Consider the following 10,096-nt stretch of genomic DNA (forward strand, 5'->3'; position numbering starts at 1 on the left):
GACGTGCGCGCGCGGCTGGAAAAGCTGATCGCGATCTTAAGCCGCGAAATCGAGCTGCTCGAACTCGGCCACAAGATCCAGTCGGAGGTCCAGACCGAGCTCAACAAGAATCAGCGCGAGTACTACCTGCGCCAGCAGCTCAAGGCGATCCAAAAAGAGCTGGGCGAGGGCGACGCGCGCTCGTCCGAAGTCGAGGAAATCGAGAAGAAGATCGAAGAGGCGAAGATGTCGCCCGAGGCGCGCAAGGTTGCCGACAAGGAACTCGAGCGCCTCAAGATGATTCCGCCGGAATCGGCTGAGCATACCGTCGTGCGCACTTACCTCGATTGGCTGGTCAGCCTGCCGTGGGGCATCTCGACCGAGGACAATCTCGATATCCGACACGCGCGCCAGGTGCTCGACGAAGATCATTACGATCTCGAGAAAATCAAGGAGCGCATCCTCGAATTTCTTGCGGTGCGCAAGCTCAAGAACGACACCAAGGGACCGATCCTGTGCTTCGTCGGGCCTCCTGGTACTGGAAAGACTTCGCTGGGCAAGTCGATCGCGCGCGCACTCGGGCGCAAGTTCGTGCGGCTGTCGCTCGGCGGCATCCGCGACGAAGCCGAGATTCGCGGCCATCGCCGCACTTACATTGGATCCTTGCCAGGGCGAATCATACAGGGGCTGCGCAACGCGGGCTCGAACAACCCGCTGTTCATCCTCGACGAGGTGGACAAGCTCGGCATGGACTTCCGCGGCGACCCGGCGTCGGCGCTGCTCGAGGTGCTCGATCCCGAGCAGAACAACACCTTCGCCGATCACTATCTCGACGTGCCGTTCGATCTTTCGAAGGTGTTGTTCCTCACCACCGCCAACATGCTCGACCCGGTGCCGCACGCACTGCGCGACCGGATGGAAGTGCTCGAGCTGCCGGGATACACCGAGGAAGAGAAGCTGCAAATCGTCCAGCGCCACCTGATTCCCAAGCAATTGACTGAGAACGGACTCGGCGATCAGAAAATCGAATTTTCGGAAGAGGCACTCCGCGAGATAATCCACAGCTACACGCGCGAGGCGGGGCTGAGAAATCTCGAGCGCGAGATCGCACGCGTCTGCCGCAAGATCGCGCGTTCGATCACCGAAGGTGAAACGGCGCCAACGATCGTCAGCGGAGACGACGTCCAGAAGTATCTCGGGGCGCCGAAATTTTTCTCCGAAGTTGCCGAACGCACGCAGGAGCCTGGGGTTGCCACCGGGCTCGCGTGGACGCCCAACGGCGGCGAGATAATGTTTATCGAGAGCACCCGCATGTCGGGGCAGAAAGGCCTCAACCTGACCGGCTCGCTCGGCGATGTGATGAAGGAGTCGGCGCAGGCGGCGCTGTCTTACGTGCGCACGCACGCGGCGTCGCTCGGCATCGCGCCGGACTTTTACGACAAATCCGACATCCACGTCCACGTTCCCGCAGGCGCGATTCCCAAAGACGGCCCGTCGGGCGGCGTGACCATCGCTGCATCGCTGGCTTCGTTGCTCAGCGGCCGGCCGGTGCGCTCGGACATTGCGATGACCGGCGAGATAACCCTGCGCGGCAAAGTTCTGCCGGTTGGCGGGATCAAGGAGAAGGTGCTCGCCGCACGGCGCGCGGGAATCAAGACGATCATCCTGCCGCGGCGTAACGAGCGCGACCTCGAAGACATCCAGCCCGAAGTCCGCAAAGAGCTCGAGATGATTTTTGTCGACACCGTCGATGAAGTCATTCGGCACGCGCTGCGCGACAGCGACGCCGTGCAGACAGGCGCAGAAGCCGTCGCGCCGACACCGGCGACGGCGCGCACCGAAAGGACCGTGCTGAACTAGGGAAGAACCAATTGTACGTGAAACCCGCGGTGGGTTTCACACTTCCTTCGGCAGGGGTGCCCCCTGCCACCCAGTGAGAAAGAAATCGCAAAATGGCGAGGACGCCCTTTTGCTCTCAGGTTCCTTTTCCTGTGTCATTCTCTTCTTGTGTCATCCCGAGCGAAGCCGAGGGGCCCCGGATCTTTCTCGACGCCAGCCGACGCACCCCCAACCACGGCTCGACCGCCGCGCTGGGTGGTCGTCCCGTTTTTGTGTCATTCTAGAGTGAAGCGAAGAACCCCGGTTCCTTCCTAGCTACCCGTGAAGATAGCGATCGTTGCGGCGGAAGCCGCGCCCCACGCAAAAGCCGGTGGTCTCGCCGACGTGATCGGCTCGTTGCCCGGCGCTCTGAAAGCGGCCGGCCACGAATCGTCGCTGATCGTCCCTGGTTACTCTTCAATTAAGGACAACGTCGAGAACGCAGCAGTCCTGCGCGACATCCCGATGCGCTTCGGCACTGGCATCGAACGTTTCTCGGTGCTGCGTGCATCCGATACGCACGGCGTGCCGATGTACCTGATCGATCATCCTGGATTTTTCGCGCGGCCCGGAATCTACGGCGAGAACGGCGTCGACTATCCGGACAACCTGCGGCGCTTTATCTTCTTTGGCCGCGCCGCCGCGATCGCATCGGCGGAGATCGTCGCGCCGGACATCGTGCACGCGCACGATTGGCATTCGGCCACCGTGCCGATCGCGATGCGCGCCGACGGCGCTCTTCGCCGGCGGTTCAAGAATGCGCTGTCGGTGTTCACAATTCACAATCTTGCATTCCAGGGAATCAGCCGGCGCGAGGACTTCGCGTTGCTGAATCTCGACGCGGCCTACAATTCGGTCGACTACCTGGAATTTTACAATCACCTGAACTTGATGAAGGGCGCGCTCGTCCTGTGCGACGGCGCATCTACGGTGAGCCCGACCTACGCGCGCGAAATTACGACCGATCCGGAACTCGGCTTTGGACTCGAGGGAGTGTTGCGCGACAAGGGCGAAAATTTCGTCGGAATCCTGAACGGCGCCGACTACGACGAGTGGAGTCCCGCTATCAATCGCGAAATCGCGGCGACCTACACGCCCGCGAAACCTGACGGCAAGCGCAAGTGCACGCGGGCGTTGCGCGATTCACTCAAGCTACCCAATCGTGAAGACTGGCCGATAGTCGGGATGGTCACGCGGATGACCGGGCAGAAAGGCGTTGACCTGCTTAGGGACGCGCTCGACGCCGTGATGCGGCTGGATTTGCAGCTCGTCATGCTGGCGAGCGGCGATGCGGCGCTCGAGACGTTTTTTAAGGACGCGGAGTCGCGCTACCCCCAAAAACTTCGCGCGATAATCGAGTTCAACAACACGATGGCGCATCGAATCCAGGCCGGCAGCGATGCGTTTCTGATGCCCTCGCGATTCGAACCGTGCGGACTCACGCAGATGTACGCTCTGCGCTATGGCACGGCGCCCGTGGTGCGCGCCACCGGCGGACTGCGCGATACCGTCGCCGAGTTCGATCCCGCGCGCGGCACCGGCAACGGCTACGTGTTCGAGAAGTTCGAGGCGAGCGAGATGGTCGCCGCGCTGAGCCGGATGGTCGCGATGTTCCGGGACCGCGCGAAGTGGCGGCGGCTGATGGCAAATTGCTTCGCGTCGGATTTTTCGTGGGATCGCGCGGCGCGGCAATACGTCGAGTGGTTCACGCGGCTGCGAAAAGCTCGCGGCCTCAGCTAGAATCCTCGCCGTGGCACTCTCGTCCCGCGAATATCTCGTTTACGCCGACGGTTCCTGCCTCGGTAATCCGGGGCCGGGCGGATGGGGCGTCGTGGTGCGCGATCCCAACGGCAAGGTGACCGAGCTCAACGGTTACGATCCCTCGACCACCAACAACCGGATGGAGTTGATGGCAGCGATCGAAGGACTGCGCGCGACAGAACCCGGCGCCGAGGTTGTCCTGCGCAGCGACAGCCAGTACGTCGTGAAATCCATGACGCTGCATTACAAGCGCAACAAGAATCACGATTTGTGGGAACTGCTCGACGCCGAAACGGCGGCGCGCCGCGTGCGTTTCGAATGGGTCCGCGGACACGGTGACGATCCGATCAACAATCGCGCCGACGAACTCGCCTTAATGGGAGCAAACGGCAGGCCGGTCGGCGAAGGCGGCGCGTCCGCAGAGAAGCGAAAGACGCGAAGATCCTCGAAGAGCGAGGACTCAGTGGTCGAAGCAGAGGTGACGTCGCGGCTGAAGCGGGACGAATCGATTCGCAAATGCGCGGGATGTGGCGCGAAGTTTGTCAGTCGCCGCGACGGCGACGATTATTGCTCGCTCATCCTTTGTCAGCTCGACGCGCGCGGCGGCGTTACCAGATAGCGGGGATCAACGCGTCGGTCTCGCGTTTGTAGGCGGCGTACTCTTCGCCGAATCGCGCGCCCATCACGGCCTCTTCGGATTTGATCCGGCGCTGCGCGAAAATCCCTCCGATGATCAGGGTAAGAATTGCCGTCACCGGCGCACCGTAGATGAGCGTCCATCCGAACGTCACCAGAAATGTGCCCGCATAAATCGGATGCCTGAGGTAGCGATAAAAGCCGCGCGTCACCAGCATCGGATGCTCGGCCGTCCGGCCCGACGTGAAAAATCCGAGCTGGATTCGCGCACCTAGCGCGAGCCACATCCCAAGCAGCTCGAGTAAAAGCCCTAGCGCGCTGGCCAACGCGGGCGCCGCTCCACCGTAAACATAGGTGCGCTCAAACGGCGCTGCGGCAAACGTCACCAGCAGCGGAAGCTGCACGACGATCCGGCGCGACAGCTCCTCATGCGGCGGGCTGTCCTCGGCATCTTCGCGCACAATCAAATCCGAAAAGCGAAAACCCGCATAGGCGACCAGGTAAGCGAGCACATAGTCATGCTCGGCGAAATAGGCGGTGATTCCGAGTCCCAACGCGATCGCGCCGATGACGGCGACCAGGAAAATCGCGGTCTCCGCAAAGCGCAGCGCGAGGCCGTGAATGAAATGCGGACGTGCGGTCGGGTTGGCGATAGCCTCGGCAAGGAGCATCGCGGTCGTCGGCTTCAATCCACCGGTCGCTTTGCCGTCGGATTGGGGCGCGTCCTGATTTATCTCACTCGCCATGACGATACTTTCTCAGATGCATCGAGGAGGATCAAAGAAGACGCTTGTGCGAGCTGCTCCGCAGTATTATAGCTGCGGGGCGGCACTTGCGCTGATTCGCGAAAGAGGAAATTTCCCGCGAAAATAGAAATTCTCCCAATTTCACCTCGCATTTCGCGATTTCACCTAACCTATTGATTTCCATAACTTTTCGTTGAGAATTAAGCGCGACTATTAGACCCATGCTTTGGAAAGTCGTTGCCAAATCGAGAGTTTTTGCGTTGGCACATAGGTTGCTTTACCACAGTCAAGACATCGAATCGGGAGGATCTGAAAATGAACGCAAACACCAACGAAGCAACCCTCACGGCAATCACCACCAACGAAGCGGTCGAAGCCACCGCAGGAACCCGGCTAGCGCAGAACAGTCTGCTCAGCGAACTGCCCGGTATCGTGTTCGGCTTGATCACGCTCGGCTACGTCATCAGCTCGCTGGTGGCATTGGCCTAAGTCGTCCGAAGAATTTACGGGAGAATTTGAAATGAACGCATCAACCACAGAAGCAAGGTTCGCAGGTATCACCTCGATCGTCGAAGCTCCGGTCAGCGAAGAGATCCGTTTCGCGCAGTACAGCATGCTGAACGAACTGCCCGGAGCGATCTTCGGCATCATCACCGTTGCGTACATCGTCGGCTCGCTGCTTGCGCTCGCGCACTAGGTCATGACGCGCGCCGCCCACATCTCGGATGCCACCCGGTGCACGAGTACCCGCGATGCACGACCTGATATGGCGCGCGCGGAGATGCGAGACGCGGTGGCGGGCTCGTCCACCGCTCGCGCGACCATCGTGAGTGATACCCAGATGACAGCGGCGGCCAGCACGATCGTGAACCACGCCATCGCGCGGATTCGCCGCAGCATCGAGTTGAGCTGTTCGACCGTGAACGCGTCGCCGTCGCCATGTGCGGCCACTTCTTCCTGGCGGCCGATGCGAAACGCCAGTCCGAACGTGATGTAGGTCTGGATAAAGATGAGCAGAAAGGCCAGCAGCAATTTCAGTTCGAGCGCGGAACCGATACGCGCGAAGTAGTCGAACTTCATCGACGCTTTCAAGTCCGTCAGCCGCATCGCCCCGCTAATCACAATAATTCCCAGTACGCCGATCGTGAACGGGTTGTAGAACTTGAAGCCCGCGATCAGGCTCGCGCGCCGTGCGGCCTCGTTGGGCGCGGTCTCGGCAGCCGGAATCAGCATATAGATGACCGCGAACTGCGCGCCGACGTACGCCGCCATCGCGCACAGATGCAGCCACATCAAAAATTCCCCGCCGCTCATCGCGTCTCCAACACTATAACAGCTCTTTTGTCATCTCGACGAAGCGAGCAACGCGAGCAGACGGCATTCCGGGCAGCTTCGCATTCTTTGTCACCCTGACGACGGGAGCGTTAGCGACGGGAGGAACGGGGCTTCCGGACAGCTTCGCGTTTTTGTGTCATCCTGACGACCTGAGCAACGCGAGGGGAGGAAGGACCTCGGACAGCTTCGCGCCACACGCGAAGCCGGTTCCGGTATCTGGGACCGCGCGCTGCGCGCGCTCCACTCCCCCCGCAAACTCTAAGCACCCACCCCACTGAATAATTGTCGCGACGAAAGCGACAACGGAGCGGGCAACGAAAGAAACCAAAAGTACTGGGTGCAGGGGTCACCCCTGCCGCGCTGCGCGCGCTCCATTTAGATCACCGGATCGAAATCGAGCGCGCCGCTGCGCGCGAGTCGCGCGTACCAGTGGCCGCTCTCCTTGACTATTCTCCGCTGCGTCTTGAAGTCGCAGTGCACGATTCCGAAGCGCTGCTGGAATCCCTCGGCCCATTCGAAGTTGTCGGTGAAGGTCCACAGGAAATAACCGCGCACGTCGGCGCCTGCCTTCATCGCGTGCCCGACCTCGGCAATAAAACGACGCAGAAAGCTCACGCGGCGTTGGTCGTTGACCTTGCCGTCGGCGCCGGGCCCGTCGCCGTACGAACATCCGTTCTCGGTCACGTAGATCGGGATACCGGGGTAGTCCTTCGTGACATGCAGGATCATTTCCGAGAGCGCCTGCGGATAGACTTCCCAACCAAATTCGGTGACTTCCTCGCCGCCCGGCCGCACCTGCTTGACGCCCATGTACCGATCGCTCGAATCGTGCGCGACCACCGCGCGGGTGTACAAGTTGATCCCGATAAAGTCGAGCGGCGCTTTGATCAAATCCATGTCGCCGGCGCGGATCTCGACGTGATCCTCAACCGACCCGTTCAGGTAGGCCTCGGGATATTTGCCGTGCATCACCGTGTCGAGGAACCACTTGTTGTAAAATCGATGCCACCGCTCGGCGGCCGTGCGATCCTCGAGCGACCCGGTTTCCGGATGCACCGGCGACATGCTGAACGCCGTGCCGACCGCCTCGGGACGGTTCTTCGATTCGCGGATCGCCTTGATCGCCATGCCCTGCGCCAGATTGACGGTGTGCGTCGCCTTGATCGCATCGCCGATGTCGTGGCGGCCCGGCGCATGGATTCCCAGGTGATAGCCGAGAATCGTGAAAATCCACGGCTCGTTGAATGCCATCCAATGCTTCACGCGATCGCCGAGCGCGTCGGCCACGACGCCCGCGTAGTCGCGGAAATATTCGGCGAGGTCGCGATTCGGCCACCCGCCCGCATCTTCGAGCGTCTGCGGCAGATCCCAATGATAGAGCGTCACCCACGGCTGGATATTGCGCGCGAGCATCTCGTCGACAACGCGCCGGTAAAAATCGAGCCCCTTCTGATTCACCGCCCCCTTGCCGGCCGGCATGATCCGCGGCCACGACAGCGAAATCCGCGCAGCATTGAGCCCAAGCTCAGCCATCAGCCCGATATCGTCGGCGTAGCGATGGTAAAAATCGCAAGCAACGTCCCCAGTATCCCCCCGCTTAATCTTCCCAGGCGTGTGCGAAAACCGATCCCAAACGGACTCGCCTTTCCCGTCCTCGTTCCACCCGCCTTCAATCTGGTAAGACGCGCTGGCAATACCCCACAAAAACCCTTTAGGAAACGAAATTGGCGCCATAAGCCGTTTTGTTATCACAACACTAACAACTTGGCGACCCCGCCCCGCTCATCTCCGGAATCAGTGGGGCGGGCCGCCGTGCCCCCCTCCTTCATCCCGACGATGCGAGCATCGCGAGGCTGAGAAACGGAGGCCTCCGCACAGCTTCGCGCCACGCGAAGCCGGCCCGGATCTCTACTCGGCCGCGTCGTGTCATTCTAGAGCGCAGCGAAGAATCCCGGATCTTATTCTTCCCCTCGCCCTGTAAGGGAGAGGATCGAAGGTGAGGGTCCTTGTATAGCGCGCGATTCATTTCGCGCGCGAATTAAGATTCTGCTCCTGGGTTGGCCGGTGATTGTAGTCAAAGAGTTGCGCGAGAAGTATGGCAACAGAACGAAAATTGGCTCGCCTTGTTGGGTGTTCAACAAGAAGATGTTTCAACCTACCGTGGAACGCACCGCGGGCTTCTGGATCGGCTATCACATAACTGGACTAGGGCGGGCACTAGGAAGGAGCCGGGATTCTTCGCTTTGCTCTGAATGACACAACGACAAGAATTTGTGGGCTGGCGCGCAACCTCCACGGAAGCTTAGATGACGATATGGCTGAGCTGGCTGCATGGGACAGCTTCTATGTGATTGTCGGATCGGCTGCGGGCGCGCTGATCGGATTGCAGTTCGTGGTTATGACGCTCGTTGCCGCGAGGCCTCTACCACGTTCGGCCGAGGTCGGTGCCACGTTTGCGACGCCGACGGTCATTCACTTCGGCACCGCGTTGCTTTTGTCGGCACTGCTACGGGTTCCATGGCCATCCATCATTTCCGCCGCCGCTCTTTGGGGCCTCATCGGCCTATGCGGAGTAGCGTACGCGGTCGTCGTGACTCGGCGCATGCGGCGGCAAGATGTTTACCAACCGGAGTTCGAGGACTGGCTATTTCATGCGATGCTACCGCTGGCGGCGTACACGATACTCGCGATCTCGGCTTTCGAGACTCCGTTCCGCACGCGCGAGGCTCTGTTCGGTGTCGGCGCCGCGACGTTGCTGTTGCTCTTCATCGGTATCCACAACGCCTGGGACAGCACCTCCTACCAGGTATTCTCCAGCAAACGAGATACAAAGGAATGAGCGAAGCTGATCGCAATTAAGTCATTTGCATTGCGATGGCGGGCACGGCGGCCCGCCCCACTGACGATTACTCGCCCTTTGCTTCGAGCCAGCGTTCGGCGTCGATTGCTGCCATGCAGCCGGTGCCGGCGGCTGTGACGGCTTGACGATAGACGCTGTCCACGACGTCGCCGCAGGCGAAGACGCCGTCGATGTTGGTGTAGGTCGAGCCCGGCTTCACTTTGAGGTAGCCGATCTCATCCATCTCGAGCTGGCCCTTGAACAGCGCGCTGTTCGGATTATGGCCGATCGCGACGAAGACCGCGTCGGTCTTGTGGTCGGTGACTTTGCCGGTCTTGAGATTTTTCAGCTTCACGCCGCTGACGCCCGCCTTTTGCTCGCCGAGGATTTCATCGATGGCCGAATCCCAGATGAACGAGATCTTCGGATTCTTGCGCGCGCGATCCTGCATGATCTTCGACGCGCGCAGCGCATCGCGGCGATGCACGACGGTGGCCTTGTTGACGAACCGGGTCAGGAAGGTCGCTTCCTCCATCGCGGTGTCGCCGCCGCCGACCACGATCGCATCCTTGTTCTTGAAGAATGCGCCGTCGCAGGTGGCGCATGCGCTCACGCCGTAGCCCATCAGGCGTTTTTCCGATTCGATTCCGAGCAGCTTCGCAGTCGCGCCGGTCGCGATGATCACAGATTCTGCCTTGACCACCTTGTCGTCCGCGACCAGCTCGAACGGACGCTTGCCGAAGCGCACCTCGGTCACCGCGCCGCTCATGAACCGCGTGCCGAAGCGCGTCACCTGGCGCCGGAACACGTCCATCATCTTCGGCGCGGTGGTCCGGCGTTTTGGCCACTTCGACGCCGCCGAGGACGCGACCCAGGAGGCGCTGATCGCGGCGGCCGCGCAATGGCCGCACGCCGGCATCCC

General features: G+C 60.9%; 9 protein-coding genes and 1 pseudogene. 6 read left to right on the forward strand and 4 right to left on the reverse strand.

All coding sequences use genetic code 11. The annotated features are described in order from the left end of the window. From lon to VIW95_RS10955, 3 genes are all read left to right on the forward strand, one after another. On the forward strand, nt 1-1,839 hold a 1,839-nt coding region (gene lon / locus VIW95_RS10945), incomplete at its 5' end, for an endopeptidase La (protein WP_331586337.1). Between the two features lie 300 nt (nt 1,840-2,139). Next, nucleotides 2,140-3,597: a glycogen synthase GlgA gene (gene glgA, locus VIW95_RS10950; RefSeq protein ID WP_331586339.1), complete on the forward strand. Its 1,458-nt coding sequence runs from the start codon at nt 2,140-2,142 to the stop codon at nt 3,595-3,597. 10 nt (nt 3,598-3,607) lie between these two features. After that, complete coding sequence (locus tag VIW95_RS10955; RefSeq protein WP_331586341.1) at nt 3,608-4,237, forward strand: ribonuclease H; 630 nt, start codon at nt 3,608-3,610, stop codon at nt 4,235-4,237. Here the strand turns inward: VIW95_RS10955 and VIW95_RS10960 are convergent. After that, nucleotides 4,227-5,000 carry an isoprenylcysteine carboxylmethyltransferase family protein gene (locus VIW95_RS10960; RefSeq protein ID WP_331586343.1) on the reverse strand — a complete coding sequence of 258 codons (774 nt, stop codon included), beginning with the start codon at nt 4,998-5,000 and terminating at the stop codon, nt 4,227-4,229. The two genes, VIW95_RS10955 and VIW95_RS10960, sit on opposite strands and share 11 nt — an antisense overlap. A 315-nt stretch (nt 5,001-5,315) precedes the next feature. Between VIW95_RS10960 and VIW95_RS10965 the strand changes: the two genes are divergently transcribed. Together VIW95_RS10965 and VIW95_RS10970 are read left to right on the forward strand one after the other, a co-directional pair. Further along, nucleotides 5,316-5,489 (forward strand): hypothetical protein, encoded by a 174-nt coding sequence (locus VIW95_RS10965; protein ID WP_331586345.1) that lies wholly within the window; start codon nt 5,316-5,318, stop codon nt 5,487-5,489. Between the two features lie 31 nt (nt 5,490-5,520). Further along, a complete protein-coding gene (locus tag VIW95_RS10970) occupies nt 5,521-5,697 on the forward strand; it encodes a hypothetical protein (RefSeq protein WP_331586347.1) in 177 nt (58 codons plus the stop codon). Here the strand turns inward: VIW95_RS10970 and VIW95_RS10975 are convergent. Both VIW95_RS10975 and VIW95_RS10980 read right to left on the reverse strand, forming a co-directional pair. Next, nucleotides 5,694-6,314, reverse strand: coding sequence for a hypothetical protein (locus VIW95_RS10975; RefSeq protein WP_331586349.1), 621 nt, complete (start codon nt 6,312-6,314; stop codon nt 5,694-5,696). The genes VIW95_RS10970 and VIW95_RS10975 overlap by 4 nt on opposite strands. A gap of 396 nt (nt 6,315-6,710) precedes the next feature. Further along, on the reverse strand, nt 6,711-8,069 hold the full coding sequence (locus tag VIW95_RS10980; RefSeq protein WP_331586351.1) for a GH1 family beta-glucosidase: 1,359 nt from the start codon (nt 8,067-8,069) through the stop codon (nt 6,711-6,713). A gap of 580 nt (nt 8,070-8,649) precedes the next feature. Here VIW95_RS10980 and VIW95_RS10985 point away from each other — a divergent pair. Further along, a complete protein-coding gene (locus VIW95_RS10985; RefSeq protein WP_331586353.1) occupies nt 8,650-9,174 on the forward strand; it encodes a hypothetical protein in 525 nt (174 codons plus the stop codon). 67 nt (nt 9,175-9,241) lie between these two features. On the opposite strand, the pseudogene VIW95_RS10990 reads toward VIW95_RS10985, so the two are convergent. Continuing rightward, nucleotides 9,242-10,003 (reverse strand): annotated as a pseudogene (locus tag VIW95_RS10990) (NAD(P)/FAD-dependent oxidoreductase); the annotation flags it as partial. Nucleotides 10,004-10,096 lie beyond the last annotated feature (93 nt).

Source organism: Binatus sp. (SeqCode) (assembly GCF_036522015.1).
Taxonomy (GTDB): domain Bacteria; phylum Desulfobacterota; class Binatia; order Binatales; family Binataceae; genus Binatus.